This is a genomic window from Chitinophaga sp., from assembly GCF_035538455.1.
GTDB lineage: Bacteria > Bacteroidota > Bacteroidia > Chitinophagales > Chitinophagaceae > Chitinophaga.
Map to the genome: position 1 here is coordinate 17,194 of NZ_DATLKJ010000167.1, position 19,029 is coordinate 36,222.

Annotated in this window: 18 protein-coding genes; 7 read left to right on the forward strand and 11 right to left on the reverse strand. The window is 46.9% G+C overall.

Annotation, left to right across the window (positions count from 1 at the left end; all coding sequences use genetic code 11):
* Window positions 1-6: 6 nt before the first annotated feature.
* From VM802_RS20130 to VM802_RS20140, 3 genes are read right to left on the reverse strand one after another with little or no spacing between them, the layout of a single operon-like run.
* Entirely contained in the window at window positions 7-1,461 is a 1,455-nt protein-coding gene (locus VM802_RS20130; RefSeq protein ID WP_325533881.1) for a S8 family serine peptidase, read from the reverse strand.
* A 2-nt stretch (window positions 1,462-1,463) separates the two neighbouring features.
* Complete coding sequence (locus tag VM802_RS20135; RefSeq protein WP_325533882.1) at window positions 1,464-2,186, reverse strand: hypothetical protein; 723 nt, start codon at window positions 2,184-2,186, stop codon at window positions 1,464-1,466.
* A complete protein-coding gene (locus VM802_RS20140) occupies window positions 2,179-2,784 on the reverse strand; it encodes an RNA polymerase sigma factor (protein ID WP_325533884.1) in 606 nt (201 codons plus the stop codon). Before VM802_RS20140 ends, VM802_RS20135 begins: the two co-directional genes overlap by 8 nt.
* Window positions 2,785-3,631: 847 nt before the next feature.
* Here VM802_RS20140 and VM802_RS20145 point away from each other — a divergent pair.
* The 4 genes from VM802_RS20145 to VM802_RS20160 all read left to right on the forward strand — a co-directional run bounded on the left by VM802_RS20145 (window position 3,632) and on the right by VM802_RS20160 (window position 8,103).
* Window positions 3,632-4,528, forward strand: a complete 897-nt coding sequence (locus VM802_RS20145) for a helix-turn-helix domain-containing protein (RefSeq protein WP_325533886.1) — start codon at window positions 3,632-3,634, stop codon at window positions 4,526-4,528.
* A 104-nt stretch (window positions 4,529-4,632) separates the two neighbouring features.
* Window positions 4,633-6,183: a long-chain-fatty-acid--CoA ligase gene (locus VM802_RS20150; RefSeq protein WP_325533888.1), complete on the forward strand. Its 1,551-nt coding sequence runs from the start codon at window positions 4,633-4,635 to the stop codon at window positions 6,181-6,183.
* 11 nt (window positions 6,184-6,194) lie between these two features.
* Entirely contained in the window at window positions 6,195-7,067 is an 873-nt protein-coding gene (locus VM802_RS20155) for an alpha/beta hydrolase fold domain-containing protein (protein WP_325533890.1), read from the forward strand.
* A gap of 181 nt (window positions 7,068-7,248) precedes the next feature.
* Window positions 7,249-8,103: an alpha/beta fold hydrolase gene (locus VM802_RS20160; protein ID WP_325533892.1), complete on the forward strand. Its 855-nt coding sequence runs from the start codon at window positions 7,249-7,251 to the stop codon at window positions 8,101-8,103.
* Here the strand turns inward: VM802_RS20160 and VM802_RS20165 are convergent, their stop codons facing one another.
* The 6 genes from VM802_RS20165 to VM802_RS20190 all read right to left on the reverse strand — a co-directional run bounded on the left by VM802_RS20165 (window position 8,104) and on the right by VM802_RS20190 (window position 13,166).
* Window positions 8,104-9,015 (reverse strand): MBL fold metallo-hydrolase, encoded by a 912-nt coding sequence (locus VM802_RS20165; protein ID WP_325533894.1) that lies wholly within the window; start codon window positions 9,013-9,015, stop codon window positions 8,104-8,106. It abuts the gene before it with no gap.
* A 5-nt stretch (window positions 9,016-9,020) separates the two neighbouring features.
* Window positions 9,021-10,451 carry a hypothetical protein gene (locus VM802_RS20170; protein WP_325533896.1) on the reverse strand — a complete coding sequence of 477 codons (1,431 nt, stop codon included), beginning with the start codon at window positions 10,449-10,451 and terminating at the stop codon, window positions 9,021-9,023.
* A 53-nt stretch (window positions 10,452-10,504) separates the two neighbouring features.
* On the reverse strand, window positions 10,505-11,161 hold the full coding sequence (locus VM802_RS20175; RefSeq protein WP_325533898.1) for a response regulator transcription factor: 657 nt from the start codon (window positions 11,159-11,161) through the stop codon (window positions 10,505-10,507).
* Between the two features lie 9 nt (window positions 11,162-11,170).
* A complete protein-coding gene (locus VM802_RS20180; protein WP_325533899.1) occupies window positions 11,171-11,956 on the reverse strand; it encodes a sensor histidine kinase in 786 nt (261 codons plus the stop codon).
* Window positions 11,923-12,414, reverse strand: a complete 492-nt coding sequence (locus tag VM802_RS20185) for a hypothetical protein (RefSeq protein ID WP_325533901.1) — start codon at window positions 12,412-12,414, stop codon at window positions 11,923-11,925. Before VM802_RS20185 ends, VM802_RS20180 begins: the two co-directional genes overlap by 34 nt.
* Window positions 12,415-12,572: 158 nt before the next feature.
* Window positions 12,573-13,166: a hypothetical protein gene (locus VM802_RS20190; protein ID WP_325533903.1), complete on the reverse strand. Its 594-nt coding sequence runs from the start codon at window positions 13,164-13,166 to the stop codon at window positions 12,573-12,575.
* Between the two features lie 241 nt (window positions 13,167-13,407).
* Here VM802_RS20190 and eco point away from each other — a divergent pair, with 241 nt between their 5' ends.
* The 3 genes from eco (at window position 13,408) to VM802_RS20205 (ending at window position 16,935) form a co-directional block, all read left to right on the forward strand.
* Window positions 13,408-13,875 carry a serine protease inhibitor ecotin gene (gene eco, locus VM802_RS20195; protein WP_325533905.1) on the forward strand — a complete coding sequence of 156 codons (468 nt, stop codon included), beginning with the start codon at window positions 13,408-13,410 and terminating at the stop codon, window positions 13,873-13,875.
* A gap of 276 nt (window positions 13,876-14,151) precedes the next feature.
* Window positions 14,152-15,906 carry an ATP-binding response regulator gene (locus tag VM802_RS20200; RefSeq protein WP_325533907.1) on the forward strand — a complete coding sequence of 585 codons (1,755 nt, stop codon included), beginning with the start codon at window positions 14,152-14,154 and terminating at the stop codon, window positions 15,904-15,906.
* A 123-nt stretch (window positions 15,907-16,029) separates the two neighbouring features.
* On the forward strand, window positions 16,030-16,935 hold the full coding sequence (locus VM802_RS20205) for a UbiA family prenyltransferase (protein ID WP_325533909.1): 906 nt from the start codon (window positions 16,030-16,032) through the stop codon (window positions 16,933-16,935).
* Window positions 16,936-17,400: 465 nt separating this feature from the next.
* On the opposite strand, the gene VM802_RS20210 is transcribed toward VM802_RS20205, so the two are convergent.
* Both VM802_RS20210 and VM802_RS20215 read right to left on the reverse strand, forming a co-directional pair.
* Window positions 17,401-17,901, reverse strand: a complete 501-nt coding sequence (locus VM802_RS20210; RefSeq protein ID WP_325533911.1) for a hypothetical protein — start codon at window positions 17,899-17,901, stop codon at window positions 17,401-17,403.
* Window positions 17,902-17,917: 16 nt separating this feature from the next.
* Window positions 17,918-18,493 carry a hypothetical protein gene (locus VM802_RS20215; RefSeq protein WP_325533913.1) on the reverse strand — a complete coding sequence of 192 codons (576 nt, stop codon included), beginning with the start codon at window positions 18,491-18,493 and terminating at the stop codon, window positions 17,918-17,920.
* Between the last annotated feature and the right edge of the window lie 536 nt (window positions 18,494-19,029).

Sequence of the window (19,029 nt, forward strand, 5' to 3'; positions counted from 1 at the left end):
TATTTTTTATCGGTGCTTTATATAATTTCCATCTTTTACTTCAGCTTTATCCCTGAGCGCCGCAGAACGTTGCAGCCCGCCGCCAAGCGCCTGGAAGAAAGGTGTCTTGTTGTAAGCATTGCCGCCCCTGCGCGGATTGTACATATACGTGGGGCTGCCGGCTGCAATTCTGCCGGTAACTATACCGGTAGCGTAAGAGCTGCCGGAAACATATGCTTCACCCGGCATCAGCGGTACCTTGAACATCAGGAAGCCATCCGTAAACCGGTCCCCCAGTACGCCAAGATCAACATATTCTGAAGAATAATTCTGTGTAGGACTAACAGCTGTATCGGTAACAGTCGTTACTGCTATCACATTATTACCGTTAGTGGCAAAGCAGGCAGGGAAGAAGTTGCGTTTTTTCAGATTACGCAGATCAGCTACTGCAATGCCGGCCTTTTCTGCTTTTTCATCTTCCGACGCCATCCTGTTACCGGCGGCTGTTACAAACAGAATGCCTTTGGATGCCATTACCTGTGTGATGATAGAGTCGAGCGGTTCATAGCCTGTTTTTCCGCCATCAGGTAACGGGGGGAAATTGCTGTAGAAGCCCCAGCTGGCATTGATGACATTGGCATGGTGGTCTGCTGCATACAACATCGCGCATATCACGTTGAACAGGCTACCTTCTGAGTTGCGGTCATGCGTCTTCAACACCATGAGCTTCAGGTTATTGGTACGCTCCCGCTGGAATTCGTTAATGATGAACATAGCTACATGCGTTCCATGTTTGTCAGGCGCATCGTCGTTAATGTTGCCGGTAGTGTCAACAAAATTCCATCCGTATTCATCATCTGTAAGACAGTTGCTATCATCATCCCTGTTATTACCGGATTCTTTCACATTCCTCCACAGGTAAGTTTTGATATTATTGATGGAAGTATCCAGCCCTGAATCCAGCAATGCTACGGTGACGGTATCTTTAGTATGCTGAATCCGGTCGGAGGGTACAAGTGTATATTGATTGGGATCTTTGCCATTGCCGGGGGAGATCTTCATCTTATAGTTCCTGAACATAGTAACAATGGTATCGCCCACTGTCTTGGTATTATCAGTATGTGTGCCGCCCTGTACCGGTTCTGCATGCAGATAGGAATGTATGTTCTTTGCTTTCCATAGCTCCATGTAGAAGCCGGTGCCACAGTTGCTGCAGGTAGCAACAGTGATACCCGCAGTATCTATCTCTGTGCCCAGACTGTCCTTTATATCGCCTTTGATCTTATTGATCAGTGAAGCAGATGGTTTTTTGTTGAACAGCACGACCAGCTGGTCCGGATAATATTCCGGGAGTTTGTATTGAACCAGCGAGTCTTTCTGTGGTTTGACGTGACCGGAACAGGAGGAGCAATACCGCAGCAGCAGCAGAATGATAATGATTATAATAATCACTATCAGTAAAATGGGGTTTCTTCTTTTCATGATTACATATTTTTAAGCCATTGAGTAGCCTGCCTGGAGCCTGGAAGCTGCTTATCACGCACTTCTTCCAGTAACGCTTTTGCCAGTTGCCGGTCACCGGAGCCATTGCGCTTCATCAGTGCAAGGGCTTTATAGAAAGGACCGGGATTGGCGTACAGCGGAAATTGCATCAATGCATTGAACTGTACTATAGCTTGGTCGTACTGACCGGTGGCAAGGTAAACAAGGCCGAGATACCTGGTGGCATCTGCTGCTGTCGCTTCCTGTGTACTAAGCCGGCTGAATATAGCCGTTGCGTGTTGGTAATCCTTGTTGTTGTAGGCGTTGATACCACTTTGAATGCTGTCGCTGCCACTATGCATCGTTACACTCAGCTGTTGCAGGTGCGCATCAATATAGCGGGTCGCCATTTGTTGTGTGGATGGGGCCCTGAAAAAGAACCACCAGCCCAGCGTGATGAACACGCCTGCTATCACGGCGGCAGCCAGGTAAGGCATGATGGCGCGTATCCGCTTCACCGGTGCCGGCGCTGGCTTCAATAGGGAGAACTGCTGCCGCTTCAGTTCATGCAGCTCTTCCCGGAGCATACTCCGCGCGCTGATATAAAACGCCACGTCCTGTGCAAACGCCTGGTCGCTGGTACAGCGCTGTTCAAACGCCAGCTTTTCTTCCGGCGAAAGCGCGCCGGTGAAATAGTCTTCTATGTAGTGTAGTGTTTCACTCATAATAATGATTGAAGGGCAGCATTTTTTCTTTCAGTTTTTCCATGCATCGGCGTCTGCTAACCTTTACCACGTCAGGGGAATTATATTCCAGCAGGGTGGCAATCTCTTTGTCGCTGTAACCGTCTTCAAACAACAACAGCATCTGCTTACATTTCTCGCCTATTTCCCGCAGGCATTGCTGCAACAGTGTGCGTTTATTGTTGTCGATCAGTTGTTGCACCACGTTACGGGCATTGTCCGGCAACATGCCAACAAGCGCATCCAGGCTATGTGTCTGATGTACCTTTTCCCTATTAGTCGAAGTTTTTCGCCTGATGTCAACACATTTGTTGGAAAAAATCTGATAAGTATATGATTTGAGAGATGCCCGTCCTTCAAAACGGCCGTGGACAATATTGTCTATCACACTGATAATCGTATCGGAATAGGCACTGGAGCTGTCTTCTTCGGTGAGATGGTATTTCCGGATACCTTCGCCGATCAGGTAGTAAAACAGTCTGTATAGTTGCTCTTCATACGTGCGTCGGGGCGAGCCTCCCAGTTGCAACCCGGCAAGTATAGCTTGCTCCTGGCCACTGTATGCTGATGGGGGTATCATAAAGTGAATAAAAGACAGGAAAACGTTTGATTCCAATTTACAAAAAATACTAATATTCTCAAATAAGGAAATAAAATAAAAAACATGTTTCCCTCCGCATACCATTGCCCGACTAATAATAGTGAATGCATCAGCAAAGCTGTCCCTGAGCTGTCTCACAGCCAGCCATACATTTACAGGCTACAACACCCCCGTGCTCCGCACCCCGCGGCCGGGGACATTCATCGGGTAATCTGTTAACCCCAAAAAAAGATCAGAGTCGCTGCGGAAGCGACTCTGATTATTTTAACCTATGCCATCCAAGGGGCTACTCCCTGCCTTCCTCCAGTTAAAGGCGTACTTTAAATATTTCGACAGTGTCCCTGCAAGCATGAAACAAGGGATAAAAATTACCCCCGGAAAAATAAATAAGTATTTCTACTACATATAATGCGTATTTATACGTTATGAAATATGGATATGCGAAGCGTATCTTTGTTAAAGCTAGTCTCCCTGAAAATATCAGGCATCAGGTTGGGAGATTAGCAATATCTATTCATATAACATCTATGACAATATATAAAGGGGTAGGGATATTTATCCTGACCATAGGACAGTAATCAACAAGAAGGTCTCCGCTATAACGGAGACCTTCTGCTTTTATCAGTTGTCAGCCTTTACGATACCCCGGAGCATAATAGTATTAGCTTTCCCGATGTACATGGGATTTACGCCTGCCTGAGCTAATCAATTTATCAGCGCGACAGATTTAACAATGGAAAATCAATAAAATAATTATATTACAAATGGAGCAAGCTGAAACATCAAAAAGATCAACCAGAAGTTAACTGCTTATTACACGCACTGTATGGAACTGAACGTGCCTTATATTAACCCTGCAAGTTTTACCCGAGCACTGATCAGTAATTATGGCTTTACCAGCAAAGACGACTGGAATGCGCGTCATCTCGTTGTCCCCGGTCAAATGGGCGTCGGATCATTACAGTTATATGCCCGGAATGACATTCACTTTTTCAGAGGCAGATGGAAATTCCGGGAACGTACTACCTTTTATTCCTGCGACCCCGTGGGCAAGAAAGACATGATCGATTTCCGCCTGAGCGCCGACGGAGAAGTACAATCCGCCGCCCTGGAAGGATATAGCCGCTTTGAATTTGATACCACTGAAGTAGACGGAATGCGGATATTCATTCCTGAAAAATATCTGACCAAAGACAAACATTCGCTCACCGGCTGCCTTGAAAAATACAAGGAGGATAAAGACATTTGCAGCCTCTGGAATCCCCTGTTCGGGATCAATTATGAAGACAGGGGAAACGCCATGTTGCTGGAAGGAAGAATGCTCGAGTTCATTCATTACTGGATTGCCTTCCTCAACAAAACAGACATCCGCCGGCACTTCGAAGGGATCAGCGATTACCAGCTGGATTGCCTCCATACGGCAAAGCTACTGCTGGACCGCAGCCTGGCAGAACCGCCATCCATTCGTAAGCTCAGCAGAAAAACAGGATTGAATGAATGTGACCTGAAGAAAGGATTCCGCAAAGTATTCGGACTACCTGTAAGGCAGTATGTGATCAAAGCGCGACTGGAAGAGGCCTGCCGGCTGATCACCGGAACAGACCTGCCCGTGGGGGAGATCTGCAACCGCCTGGGATACTCCAACAGAGGACATTTCGCAGAACTGTATCAGCGTTATTATGGCGTTACGCCGCAGGCAGACAGACAAAGTCACACAAAATAAATTCCCGTTCCGTATCACACCATTCCTTTTTCAATATTGCCTGAATCACCGGAAACCGCATATTGCAGCAGCTTCCACGTTAGGGCAGTTTTAAATCTGCATGTATGATTAATCTGTCCCTTATACTGGAAAGCAGTGCTACCCGGTATCCCTCCAGGCCGGCCTTCACCGGCGGCGGGCTTACGTTTACCTTCGGTACGCTCAATGAAGAGGCCAACCGCGTTGCCAATGGCCTGGTGAAAGCAGGTATCAGACCCGGCGACAAAGTAGCGCTCAACTGTCTCAATAACGTCTTTTTTCCTGTGGCATATTTTGGAATTCTCAAGGCAGGCGCCGTCGTGGTGCCTGTCAATATTTTATTAAAGAAGGATGAAATTGCCTACCAGCTGGCAGATAGCGATGCAAAGGCATTCTTCTGCTATACCGGCACTCCGGAGCTGCCTATGGGAAAGTATGGCTGGGATGCGTTCAACAGCGTACCCGCTTGTACCTTATTTTATATGATCATGCCACAATACGGGATGCCCGCAGATATCCCCGGCGTGGCCACATTGGAAACCCTGATTGCACAGGAGCCACCCGTATTTAACACGGTAAGAACACAGTCGGATGATACCGCCGCCATCATTTATACCTCCGGTACCACCGGCCAGCCCAAAGGCGCCGAACTGTCACATGCCAACCTCTGGCTCAACGCTTCGGTGGCCGCAGAGATACAGCAGCTGACCCCTGCAGATGTACAACTGATCGCGCTGCCCATGTTCCATATATTTGCCATGACAGTGCAGATGAATGCCAGTATATACTATGCCGTATCCAGCATCCTGGTGCCCAGGTTTGAGCCGGAGCTCGTATTACGGTTATTCCTGAAACACGAGGTTACCATCTTCTCCGGCGTACCGTCCATGTACTGGAGCCTCCTGCACTGCAAGCCGGAAGACATCGACGACAACCTCCTGGCCCGGCATCTTCGTTTATGCATTTCCGGTGGCGCCTCGCTGCCACTCAAGGTATTGCAGGAGTTTGAAGCCCGCTTTGATATGCCGGTACTCGAAGGATACGGCATGAGCGAAGGCTCCCCGATAGTGACCTTTAATTACCTGGACTACGGCCGCAGACCCGGATCTATCGGTATTGCTGCCAGGGGCATCGAAGTAATGATCGCAGATGAAAACGGCCACCCGTCACCTCCCGGCGAAAGAGGCGAACTGTGGTACCGTGGTCATAATGTAATGAAAGGCTATTATAAAAAACCGGAAGCCACTGCAGAAGTGATGACAGACGGCTGGCTCCATTCGGGTGATATTGCGCTGAAGGATGAAGAGGGTTTTTATTATATTGTAGACCGGATCAAAGACGTGATCATCCGCGGCGGTAAAAATGTTTACCCCCGGGAAGTGGAAGAGGAGATGATGAAGCATGAAGCCGTATCACTCGTAGCCGTAGTAGGCGTGCCCTGCGAAAAACTGGGAGAGGAGGTGAAAGCTTTTGTGGTGCTGAAGAAGAACTGCTCCACCACAGAAGAAGAGATCATCGCCTGGACTAAAGACAGAATTGCTGCCTATAAATATCCACGACACGTGGAGTTGGTGGAATCCTTACCAATGACCGCCAGTGGAAAGATACTGAAGAAAGACCTGCGCAGCCCCCGCTGAAAAACCTTGTCATGATGAATCGAGTAATGCTGCTATCTGCTGCCATGTGGCTCCTGCATGGCTGCTCCCAGGTGAAGCCTTCTCCGGCCGGAGGACAGGTAGAAGGCCTGCCTGAAAAGAAAATGTCCGATGTACGTTATGGCGACTGGCCACGGAATGTAATGGATGTATATCTCCCCGCCGGCCGAAGCCCCGCCACACCCTTTGCATTGCTGATTCATGGCGGCGGATGGGTCGCGGGCAGCAAAGACAACGTACGCGATTACCAGGATACCCTGCTGAAACGCGGTATTGCCGTAGCCAGCATCAATCACCGCTATGCCGATGGCGTAGACACCCGGTACCCGCAGATCATGGAAGATGCAGCCAATGCCCTGGAGTATTGTATCAGCCACGCAAAAGAATGGAATACCAGGAGCAGCGGCTTCGTTACCACCGGCATCAGCGCCGGCGGACACGTTGCCACACTCTACGCCTATACCGCCAAGGAAAAGATCAATGCAGTTGTCGACTTCACCGGCCCTGCGGATCTAACAGATACGGCTACACTGAATATCATGCTCAAAAGCGGTGTCTCAGAATTCGTCCGTAAACTCACAGGCACAGCCTATACACCAGGGCAGCCTGTGCCGCCGGCTTATGCGGATGCAAGCCCCGTCAGTCATGTGAAGCCCTTGCCAATATTGTTAATTTACGGTACCGCTGATGCAGTTGTGCCTTACCGCCAGGGTCTGATTATGGACAGCGTCCTCACGGCACGCGGCGTTCCTCACGGATTCATCAGCGTCCAGGGCGCCGGACACGACCTCCGGCTTAATGACAATACCAACAGGTCAAGGCTCTACAACGAAGCAGTGAAGTGGATGCAACAATACGGGAAATAACAAACTGTAATCATCGACTTAAACCTGTTCCGTATCAAACCTTCTTCCTGTACGATTGTTTCATATAATAACAACTGTCAGAAAAACCAGAACGACCGCAACAACCCTTGAATCTGGCGAACATGCGCCGTGCCCGGATCAGGGTACGCCGCTAAGTTGGTCTTGAAAAACCTGATTACTTATGATGACTAGAACGCTTACGGCGATCCTTGTTTTGGTTTTTTTCTCCCTGTCCGGGCACGCGCAAAATAGCATAAGCCTTAACCTGGAGATGCAGGGGCACTACGCAAAGATCAATGGCCTTAACATGTACTACGAAATTCACGGGACTGGTAAGCCCCTGGTACTGTTACATGGCGCCACCAGCACCATAGCGTCCGACTTTGGTCATGTGCTCGATTCATTTGCAAGGCATCACGAAGTAATAGCCGTGGAGCTGCAGGCGCATGGCCATACGCACGACATCAACCGGCCGCTCTCCTTCGAACAGGACGCCGATGATGTAGCTGCACTTTTGGAACGGCTGAACATCGCAAAAGCTGATTTCCTGGGTTTCAGCAACGGGGCTACTACGGTACTACAGCTGGCCATCCGTCATACCGCACTGGTAGACCACATCGTATTATGCTCCGGCATTTACAGCCGCAGCGGGATGCCGCCAGCCTTCTGGAATGATCTCCGCAAAGCTTCTTTCGATAGCTTTCCTCAGGCCGGAAGGGACGATTATCTCCGCGCCAATCCTGATCCGAAAGCATTACATATTATGTTCAACAAATGCATCCAGCGGATGCAGAACTTTAAAGATATTCCCGTAACCGATATGAAAAATATCCGGTCGCCGGCGCTCATCATTAATGGCGATAAGGAAACGGTACGCGCAGATCATGCACTGGAAATGTCGCAGCTGATACCGCATGCACGGCTCGCCATCCTCACGGCCGGCCACGGCGACTACCTGGGAACAAGACAACGTACTGCCGGTAAAATAACGCCGCTGGTGACAGCCATGATAGAAGAATTCCTGACCGCCAGATGATTACAACGTCAGGATACTGCCTTCTGCTGCCAGGTGGAAGCCTTTGCTAAGCACTTCTTTTTGTGCACTGCTGTTGGGCTGCAAAACCGGATTGGTATGGTTGAAGTGAATGAAGTAGATCTTATTTTTGTCTTTGGCTGACAGGTGTGCGAACCGCTTCATAGATTCCTCAACAAACGGATGCGGTACTTCAGACATCGGTCTGTTCAGCTCTCCGTCTTTGAAAAAGGTAGCGTCTATAAGCGCATAGTCAGCCTGTTGGATCACGGTATCTATATCCTGTTGCCATTTCTCCCATTTATCAATATCCGGAATGAACAGGATGGTCTTTCCGCCGGCAATGATCCTGTAGCCTGCAGTCTCCGTGTACTCGTCACGGTGAGGAACCGTAAAAGGGATCACTTTGATACGTTCATTCAATACAATCACGCTGTCTGCCCGCAATGGCTGTATGCTGATGTTCTGCAGCTTCGCCAGCTGATCCCAGGGACCGTTGGAAGAGAGGAAGGAACGCATGCGCGGCATAGCATATACTTTCATGTCCTTCGCACCCATCACCTCACGGCCAAGTTGCATCAGCCCTGTGTAATGACCAATATGCCCATGTGTGAGAAAGATACCGTTCAAGGTTGTGTGGCTACGGGTTTCAAGATGATGCAGCTGCTCGCGGAAATCGGGCGTGGCGTCAAACATCCAGCTGTGGCCCGCAGCCGGGTCCACTATGGCAATGCAGCTCACCAGCCTGCGCAACGATGCCGCCTGCCATGCTTTACTGCAACATGCTTTATGACAACCCGCCTGCGGATAGCCGCCGTCCTGTGCAACGCCCAGCACAGCAATATACGGGCGCTGTGCCCGCGCCAGCAAAACAAGCGTCAGCAAGACGCCTGACAATATTAGCCTCCGCATCATGATCATCATTTATTATTAATTATCAGCTGTATGTTCTTCTCAAAGAGGTAGAACCGTTTGTCAAGATCTGCCAGCAACCGCTGTTTCAGCGCAGGTTCTTTGATGAAGGAATATTTCAGGCCGTTGTACACAAAAGACTTGATCTCCGCATAACTCAGCTCCGGGTAATGCTGCGCAAGCATCACATATTGAGCCGTCATATCAGTGCGCAGGATACCTTCATCATCTGTACTGATGACGATCGGTACTTTGAAATCGCGGTAGAGTGTAAACGGATGCCGGTAGCCTTGCAGTTGCAATATAAAAGCGTTGCTGACCAGGTTGATCTCTATGGCTACCTGGTGGTCGCGCATGTACCGGAGAAGATTGTATACATCCTGTTCGTAAGCCATATCTGCACCGTGGCCTATGCGCTGTGCACCGGCTGTGTACACCGCTTCCCGGATATGCCAGTTCAGGTTTTCAGGCGCCACCATGCCCTGTGCCAGTTCGCCGGCATGCAGGGAATACCTTACATGCGGGTATAGCTGATGGCAATAGCGGAACATCTGCATATGCAGCCAGTAATCACGCAGTGAAACAGGGTCGTCTTCCGGCGCCACAATATTGACACCCACCACAAGCGGGCTTTTCTCCGCCGCTTCAAAAGAGGAGAGCACCTCCCTGAACACCGTAGCCGGTTGCATAATGCGCAGCGCATAAGTCATATAACGCATCGTGAAGGAGGCGTCATCAATATGCAGCTGCTGATGCCAGCGCGCAATGCTGTCGTTGTAGGCATCTACGCTGGCCGTAATATTCTTTTGCCGCAGCTGCTGATACATATCATCCAGCAAACGCTTTACGGCGGCGCTATCATGTTGCGCACCGGCGCTGATCAGCTGTTCGTTGAACTTTTCCGGACTATCTACGCTGATGTTGCAGTGCACGCGCTCCATCATAGACTCGATATAGGAAACGTTCTGCGCAATTGCCCGTTGCTTGATGTCCAGCATATTGGCTAACCGCATATTTTCAGAAGGTTTGCTGAAGTCTCCGAAGGTGCCGAAGAAGTGCTGGTCCGGCGGGCCTGATGCGCGGTAGAAGTCTTTCACCGACCATTTCTGCAGCAACAGCTGCCGGTATTTACTCAGCTGGCCTTTGGCGGCCAGCTCCCGGAAGGTAGTCCAGCCGGTGAACGGAACAGGCGTATCTCTGCGTACAACAAGGGTTTGCGGTTGTATAAAGAGATTCTCTCTCTCAGCATTGTCGAAGTAATGCTCCGCATAGACAGAGCCATCAAGATGGTGATGCAGATCCCCGCCTTTGGGCATCTGTGAAAAGAAAGCGGTAAGGGCCGCGGTATTGTTCCTGATCTTACGTAAATAAGCATCTATCGTTTGTGCGTGTACGTTACCCGTCAGTAATACCATTAATATTAAGCAACAGCGCTTCATGTGGTCCGGTTTGATGCCCGAATTTAGGCAAAAATAAATGAGGATAATATTATTCACTTCACAGTAAACAACTCGTGTTTAATCGCGAAGAGCGCAAGCCCCGTCCTTGACTTAATATCAAATTTCTGGAACAGCTCCTGCCGGTAGTTGTCAATTGTATGCGGACTGAGATGCATCTGGTCAGCGATCTCCTTATAGGTCAGCTCTGAGCAACACAGCTGCAGGAAGCGGATCTCATTCTGACTCAGTTGCTCCAATGGCGTGCCCGCAGCGGGATTACCCTGTATGTTCCGCAATAGTTTTACGGATACTTTTTCATTCAGGTAAAAGCCCTGTTCATTGATGGCCACTACTGCATGCACCAGGTCAGTGGTCCTGGATTCTTTCAGCAGGTAGCCGCCCGCGCCATTCTTTAGCATCTTTATCACAGGTGGATCATCTTCAAACATGCTGAGCGCCAGCACATGTATATCAGGGTGGTGCTGCCTGACCCAGAGCGTGGCTTCATAGCCGTCCATCATCGGCATATTAATATCCATGAGAATGACCTGAGGTAGCGGACCGGCCGAGAGCCTCCGCTTCATTTCTTCGCCGTTGGCCGCATCAAATACAACGGTTACCTCAGGAAACTCTGCCAGCAGACTGATAAGTCCCTGGCGGAATAATGTATGGTCGTCAACGATAGCGATGGGTATGGGTGCAGATTGCATGACTGAATATTAACAGGGTACTGAGATGGTAGTAGTGGTGCCGTTTCCCGGCTGTGTTACAATAGATACCTGGCCGCCTATCATACCTGCCCTTTTGTACAGGTGTTGCAGCCCCATACCCTTGTATAGCTTCAGGGTTTCAACAAGATCAAATCCGGCGCCATTGTCGCTCACCGTGAGGGTGAGCATACCGACGGCAAAACTAAGGTCTATCCTGATCTCGGTGGCCTTTGCATGACGCACAGAGTTGTTCAGTAGTTCCTGGAATAACCGGAAAATAATGATTTCCTTATCGGATGATGAGGGCAGCGTACCGGCGTTATTGTTATAAATAATGCGGAACACCTGCGAGCGTTCCAGCCACTCCAGCTCAAAGCTGATAGCGGCAGCCAGCCCCCTGCTGATAAGCTCTTCACCGTGAAGCAACCGCGAAAGCGTACGTACCTCTTTGAGGGCTCTCTTGGCCAGCTCCTCTGCAGTGGTCACCTTTTCCGCAGTCTTTTCAATGTTGCTGCTATTTACAGATCCAAGGGTAATAATGGTAAGTCCCAGTAACTGCCCGATATTGTCGTGCAGATCGTAGGCAATCGTCTTTAATGTCTGTTCCTGTACTTCCATCTGTGATCTCAGCAACTCATTTTCAAACGACTGTTTCAACATCGCCGTTTCCTCCGTATGTTTCTTCTTGCGCCGGTTATAAAGGCTGATGTAGAAGATAAGAAACAACGGTGCTATCAGGAAGATAAGAGTGACCACCCCGATCAGGAGGACAATATCCTTTGGCGGTATCTGCATATAAAAGCGTATGACCAGCTGGTGTAAAGGAATATATTGAGAATATTGAAGATGATGTATCTCATGGAAAAGGGGAAGTTCGCCGTATCAGCAATATACTGAAAAAGAATATTGAAGATAACCCCTCCGAAATAAAACAACAACACACCGCTGATCCACCAGAAAGGTGCATAGAAGCCGAGCGACTGATACCTGGTGTCTTTCAGCATCAGATAGAAATAGTACAGGCTGGCCAGTACAAACGCTACAGCCATAATGGTAGCAGTAGCGTTATTAAAGCGCTGGAAATGGTTATCCGTGGCTTCTGTTATATAGATTACCACAAAGACAACCAACCACGCAATCAGCCATTTCCTGATATTCACATACTGGCGGTAAAGATGATAGAAGAACAGGCTGATACTGAAACATTCGGCCAACTGGAAAATGTTGTATACCCACACATTGGATACATGCATAACCCGCCTGATATAGATGCCGGATAATTCAGTGATACATATGATGAACAGATAGAGGATAAAACGCCTCCATACAGGGTCTTTGTCCCTGATAAGACAGAAAAACCCTGTAAGAAGGCATATTATTTCCGTGACAGTATTGATAGTGAAAAAGTGAATCATTTTTTACGAAGTAATAGTGGTTCAATAAGTGTTGCGCCAATTGAATTGCAGTCCGGCGGCCTGGGACATACCTCCCCGTGGTTGAAGGCATTCATGCCCTCAGCAATACCCCGCAGAAACCCCCGCTGCCGTAGAGGGCCGGCAGTTGTATCATAGTAATCTCTTTGATATCCTAATGAGTCTCTTTTGGTGGAAGCCATTATCAGCGTGTTCTTTCCCCAGTAAACAGGGGGCATGGTGGTGTCATTTTCATACGAAGGATCATACGAGGCGAAATAGAAACGTATGCCGTCTCCGCCATCGCGGTGCAGTATGGCCATCAGCGTATCCAGCTCCTCTCTGCTGAACCATACGCATTGCGTATTGTACCTGAACTTGTGAATAGTATCGCCGGGAAGGGGAGCAAGCCGCCTGGTATTACTGTCAATGTAATTCTGTACATACTTCTTCGCTACGTCTACCGGGATTTCATGGGAAACGGGAGGTATCCGTTCAGATCCCGGATGGCGGGCGTCCGTGCCGGCCTGCTGCTTACATGCATACACTAGCAGGAATGCACAGAAGAATAGTAGGATAGTCTTGATATTCATAGGGATCATTTTTTTTAAGATAGTATTTGTTTGCGGATTAAAAAATTTTGTCATTGCTGATCTTTTCTGCAAGATCATCACCCGCATCAACAGGAAAAAAGCTGATTTCGGCTTTTCCCCGGGCTTTTTTCACCTCTGTAAAGAAATGTTAAACCCTTTGCGGATTACTTTGTTTGATAATAGCGGCATGGTCATTGCAAAGACCCTGCAAAATTTTCATGACACCAATTTTATATAACATATGAAAAAGATCATTACAATTCTTACGGTATTGCTGGTGGCAGCCACCAGCAGCTTTGCACAGAACAGCGAAAAGGAACTGAAAGCCTTCCCGGCAGCGAAGAAAGGGTTTAAGCGCTATGTGATACAGCTGGAAAACAAGGCTGATGAAAACAATTACCAGGTGGAAATCCTCGCCGGTAAAAAGATGAAAGTGGATTGTAATAATCATGGCCTGATCGGCAAGTATAATACCCGCGATGTGAAGGGTTGGGGATACACTTATTATGAATACATCTCCAACGGCCTTACCAGGTCTACATTGATGGCCTGCCCCGATAAGCAGCTGGTAGAGAAATTCATCGCGGAACCTAAGCTGGTAAGATATAACAGCAAACTGCCGGTTGTAGTATATGTACCTGATGGCTTCGAAGTAAGATATAAGATATGGGAACGCCAGGATAAAGAAGCAATGGCGGAAGTGAAGTAAATATTGCTAAGTGCATAAAAGCTAAAGAGGGTGTCTCAAAAGTAATTTTGAGGCGCCCTCTTTCTATTTAATGTAAAATAGGTTAATTATCCATATAAATGTTGCCTGACCGGGAGATTGTAAATCCAGGCGATTGTCAAGCACCGTATGTTTAGAAGGAATTAACCCTTTGGATAATCAAAATGGCTATTTTCCCGTTTTATATATAGGGTGGTTGAACCTCTGCCACCGTTTTAATAAACACAACCCTAAGCACTTACATAAAACCCTCAAAGTATGCTTACAAGAATACCATTGCCTGCCTTTGTTCATAACCTGCTTTATGCGGGTACAGAGCAAGTCACTGTTGCCGAAAGAAAAAAAGCGATCTATATAATAAACAGCGCAGCTGCATTGACCATCATTATGATTGTCCTGGTCGGCGGCCTGCTCTTCGTTCTGACGCATTCCATACCGTTCCTCGCAGGGGCTATTGCAGAGTGCCTTAGCTTTTACGGTGTCATCCTGTTAAACCGCAAAGGAAATTATCATGGTGCTGCCCATGCGACCCTGCTCGTACATTGCTTTTTTGCATTGTATTTCGGGTGCATACTGGGGCGTGCCATGCCCATAGAATTTATTACCGTCTTTTTGCTAACCTTTCTGATCGGAGGGGCTTATCTGATTTACAAGGAAATGCGGGTACGTATCTACGCCTATGCGCTGATGTTGATCGTTTCTGCACTGGCGCTACTAAACAATTACCTTGAGTTCATTCAGCCAATCTATTTTGATCCAGGTGATTTCCTGATCGCCCGCATTGCCTGCTCTATCGGGATGTTGATCCTGCTTAGTTTTGTTACGTTCACGGTCATTCAACAAAATGCAGTACAGAAAAAGGAAGGGGAAATGCTGGTGGATAAGCTGGAGGCCAGCAATACTGCCAAGCGTGAGTTTTTAGCCAGTAATAGTCACGAAATACGCCAGCCACTCAATGCCGTTATTGGTATTACACAAATTGTGTCCGGTAATAAACATCGTTTGAGTAAGGAGCAAATATTGGAATATGTAGATTATCTGCAGGATGCGGCACTATACCTGCGCGAGGGACTCAACAACACTTTAGACATAAGCAAAATTGAGGCCGGTACTGCATCGGAAACACCCAGGATAGCCCCTGTGAATATTTACGACTGCATACGCAAAAGCATTGCGATTAACCAGTTTATTGCGTATAACAAACAGCTTTCAGTAAGTCTCAATTATAAAAGCCTGCCGAAGTTTGGGCTGACAGACGGGGTATTCCTGCAAAAAATTCTTAATAACCTGTTGAGTAACGCAGTTAAGTTCGCCCCGGCGAACACTGAAGTGACAGTAGGGGTATCCTGGATATTTACGCAGCTCCATATTTCCGTACTCAATAATGGTTATCTGAAAGACGAAGAATTAAAAAATATTATGGAGCCTTATGTTTCTGAGCGTAATGCTGTGGAAGGAACAGGACTTGGGTTATCTATTGTGCAAACGCTGCTGGCACAGCTTGGCGGACGACTGGTGGCTCACAATGTAGGATACCAGATTGCCTTCACAGCCAGTTTCCCATGTGAACAATATGATTTACCTGTAAGCGAAAATAGTGAGGGGGATGAAATTATAGAAAATGAATTTGCACATCTCGCATTAAAGGCCGTGATCATAGAAGACGATAAGATCAGCCAGTCGATACTGCGCACCTACTGTGAGACCGTCGGCCTGGGTTATGAAATCGCTTCTAACGGCTATGACGGACTTAGACAAATAGAACGTACCCGGCCTGACGTTGTGTTCTCAGATATAACCATGCCTAATATGGATGGGGAGGAAATTATAGCTGCTATAAAAAGCACACCTGAGTTTGGAGAACTTCCTATCATCATTACAACAGGGCACGCCATATCAGATACCAAAGAAATATACATGAAACTGGGCATAGCAGAGTATATGGTAAAGCCCCTTATGTTCAGCGCACTGTCCACAGCGATCCGGCGGCATGTACTTAAACAACCCAACTGATTATTTTCATTGCAAATACGCCGCAGGCAATACACCAATATAAACGAGGGACAACAGTTAAACCGCAGGTATTTTTGTTAGATTTAGCTAATAGCAACGGCTCTATTATGATTGTGCTATGCCATGTCACGTGTCCCATCAATGGTAGTAACTGCTTTCCTGAAGGAAGTGCGTATCATTTTCATGTTTATTGAGAATGACATTTGGGATACTATTATACCTTGTTTGCTTACTTTTATCGCGGCCTTCGTCTATAATCATAAGCCGTTAGCGGAGTTCCCGCTTGCACTGCTCAGTTCCATCATCTATGCCATACTATACATACTGACATTTTGCGTTTGCAACCAGCTGGAAGGCGTGGAAGAAGATCGCGTCAATAAGCCGTATCGCCCACTTGTGACGGGTCTGCTAACCGTAACTGCTGCCCGTAAAAGGAATATTATCTACAATATCCTGTTTCTGCTGGCAGCTTTGTGGCTGAAGGTATTTTGGTTCGCAGTCGGTTGGCAGGTTATTACCCTGATGCTTTGCCGGTGGGGGTTCAGTAATCATTGGTATCTGAAGAATGTTTTCTGCATTACCCTGGGTACGATCATGCTGTTGGGGGCTATGTGGAGTATCATTAGCCCTATAAACAGGGAGGTGTGGAACTTTATCGGCCTGCTCAGTCTGTGGGCTGGGCTTGGTCTTCCACTGCAAGACCTCCGCGACGTGGAGGGCGATAGGCTAATGAACCGGAAAACATTGCCACTGGCGATAGGAGATACAAACAGCCGGATGCTGCTCAGCGCTCATTTATCAGCCCTTTCCCCGATTATCTATACCTGTGTGCTCGTTACGCAATCTGCTGGTCTTGCTGATGTGATGCGCAACAAACTGCTGGTGACAATGGCATTGCTGCAAGTGTTGTGGCACTGGAGTATTGCACTGCGGCTTTGGCTGTACAGAACTCCCCGCGAGGATGATACAACCTACCATTGGTTTGTGTACCTGTTTTGTGTGACGATACCGCTTGTTTGTTTCCTCTGATAGGGTAGGAGGCGAAGTTGGGAATAGATCGAACCAATTACCAAAAATTCATACTAAAAGTGAATCGCTTAAAAGTTATATTATTTAATAATATTCATATTTATTTGCAGCCGGTGTTAACCTTTCTGTTAACCCCGATCTTTCCGCTGCATCTCTTTATCAACCTGTATTACAGCCATTTTTAACAAATCAATGGCCGTAGGTTCTTTTACTGTTTTACGCAACATTGTTTGCGTAGTTCCATAAAGCCAGTTAATATCCACTCCATATATAACTGCGGCCTTCAAAATCATCTCGTTTGTAAACCCCTGCGAGCCCGCCCGGTATAATGAGAGTGACCCAGAAGCTTTTTAAACTTTAAAAGTTCATCTGCCTTCGAGTAAGTGCCACTCTCCGGCTAATACTGTAAAAAGCAGAGGAACTGTGTTAAGCAGGTTCCTCTGTTGAAAGCAAGCAAAATTAACCCTAATGTACAATAGCGCTGGTATGTACAAAGGGTTTCATCAATACAGTCACCTGGCTTTTATCTAAAATTCCGTTGGATTTAAAGCCAAATGCATTTTGGAACTTTGATATGAACTCGTCAACCTTAATAGTGCGTTCACCATCAAATTCAACAAAGTAAAGGACTGGAATAACAAATTGGACCCTTGTAGTTATGTTGTTTTGTTGCAAAAATTGTTTCCAATTGATTTTAGCTCTCTTTGCTGCATTTGAGATCATTGACGTTACTCTTGGATTCACCATTTCAGATAAATAAACACTTTCAACCGATCCGTTTGGCGAAATTGTTAGATGAATTGTGAATATCTGGGGAGTACCCATTTCAGAACTATCTACTGCACTTTCCACGATTCTCATCAGTTCCTTCTCGATCCCTTTAGGAATGGTGATTTTATGCTGAGCACTGACATTAAATGATAATAAAACAGTGAGAAAAGCTGTCAATACTTTAAGATATTTCATAGCAATTTTATTGTGGTTACTTACATTTAGTTCCTTTGGTCCCATTCAGGTATGCTTTCCATACATCCTGTCTATTTTTCCACATCATTGGGAACGCCTTTAAAGAAGCGGCCCCCCAAATAGTTTCTAGTAAGCCCTCGTATGCAAGTGCGTCAGCATCGTATGGGTCAATAGCTGGAAACATTTCCTGCAAACCTTTTGTCATTTCTGTAATGTATTGCTGGTACATTACATTGTGATCACTAGTTTCACCGTCTTTCCCTTCATATTTTATTATTCCGTGAGCAATTTCATGTAACAAAGTAGCTGCTATATGTTCCTGTGAAGCGTTTGCTAATGCTATATCATTTAGATAAACATCAACTTTTAACACTCCCGCAAAATATCGCGCCCACGTAAGACCTGCATAGTCTTCGGGAAACTTAGGATAGCTGGCAGGCCAAGCACTTCTATTATAGAATGTGATGTTGTATTTTTTTGATGTGCCAAAAATTTTATTGACAGCATCGGAAATCTTATTTGTCCAACCCTTACTGGTGACCCTATCCGCTACATCACTAAAGCAACCAGCTTTTAGGTTATTCGTAATCATTGTTACTGAGCTTCCTGTTCCCCCTCCACCGCCACCACCACCTATACCTGAATAATCAGGGTTTCCATCTCCACCGCCCGCATCAGGAGTGGGATAACTTTCTTAATCATAACTGTGATTTTTGGGGTTTAAAGGGTTAAGATTACATTCTCAATAATTCATATTGCAATAAATATATCGAAAGTTTAAATATATCCAAACATCTTTTTCCAGCATTATGGAAAACCGTAAGTAGTAAAATACCCACACAAAGACAGACTGTGTACAAGATTCGCTATCAGCAAATTTCCATAATGTTAATTAAAAACTCACAATGAATGCAAATCCACTGTTTACTGCGGTCAGAAATTCAGTGAGGTTACCACCCGGCGCCGCGTATAAAGGTGGTCCGTAAAACCCGCGACCTGGCGGATTTTTTGCATTCTATCCGGGAAAACATTGAAGTCTGAACGTCGGGAGTTATTGGGTAAGGCTATCATTTTTCAAAAGTTTAAAGTGTTAACCTGTTTGTTAACTTTTAAACTTCACTTCTGGTA

Coding starts and splice junctions, on each gene's coding strand:
- VM802_RS20130 (WP_325533881.1), bottom strand. CDS start 1,461: ATGAAAAGAAGAAACCCCATTTTACTGATAGTGATTATTATAATCATT.
- VM802_RS20135 (WP_325533882.1), bottom strand. CDS start 2,186: ATGAGTGAAACACTACACTACATAGAAGACTATTTCACCGGCGCGCTT.
- VM802_RS20140 (WP_325533884.1), bottom strand. CDS start 2,784: ATGATACCCCCATCAGCATACAGTGGCCAGGAGCAAGCTATACTTGCC.
- VM802_RS20145 (WP_325533886.1), top strand. CDS start 3,632: ATGGAACTGAACGTGCCTTATATTAACCCTGCAAGTTTTACCCGAGCA.
- VM802_RS20150 (WP_325533888.1), top strand. CDS start 4,633: ATGATTAATCTGTCCCTTATACTGGAAAGCAGTGCTACCCGGTATCCC.
- VM802_RS20155 (WP_325533890.1), top strand. CDS start 6,195: ATGATGAATCGAGTAATGCTGCTATCTGCTGCCATGTGGCTCCTGCAT.
- VM802_RS20160 (WP_325533892.1), top strand. CDS start 7,249: ATGATGACTAGAACGCTTACGGCGATCCTTGTTTTGGTTTTTTTCTCC.
- VM802_RS20165 (WP_325533894.1), bottom strand. CDS start 9,015: ATGATGCGGAGGCTAATATTGTCAGGCGTCTTGCTGACGCTTGTTTTG.
- VM802_RS20170 (WP_325533896.1), bottom strand. CDS start 10,451: ATGAAGCGCTGTTGCTTAATATTAATGGTATTACTGACGGGTAACGTA.
- VM802_RS20175 (WP_325533898.1), bottom strand. CDS start 11,161: ATGCAATCTGCACCCATACCCATCGCTATCGTTGACGACCATACATTA.
- VM802_RS20180 (WP_325533899.1), bottom strand. CDS start 11,956: ATGCAGATACCGCCAAAGGATATTGTCCTCCTGATCGGGGTGGTCACT.
- VM802_RS20185 (WP_325533901.1), bottom strand. CDS start 12,414: ATGCATGTATCCAATGTGTGGGTATACAACATTTTCCAGTTGGCCGAA.
- VM802_RS20190 (WP_325533903.1), bottom strand. CDS start 13,166: ATGAATATCAAGACTATCCTACTATTCTTCTGTGCATTCCTGCTAGTG.
- eco (WP_325533905.1), top strand. CDS start 13,408: ATGAAAAAGATCATTACAATTCTTACGGTATTGCTGGTGGCAGCCACC.
- VM802_RS20200 (WP_325533907.1), top strand. CDS start 14,152: ATGCTTACAAGAATACCATTGCCTGCCTTTGTTCATAACCTGCTTTAT.
- VM802_RS20205 (WP_325533909.1), top strand. CDS start 16,030: ATGTCACGTGTCCCATCAATGGTAGTAACTGCTTTCCTGAAGGAAGTG.
- VM802_RS20210 (WP_325533911.1), bottom strand. CDS start 17,901: ATGAAATATCTTAAAGTATTGACAGCTTTTCTCACTGTTTTATTATCA.
- VM802_RS20215 (WP_325533913.1), bottom strand. CDS start 18,493: ATGATTACGAATAACCTAAAAGCTGGTTGCTTTAGTGATGTAGCGGAT.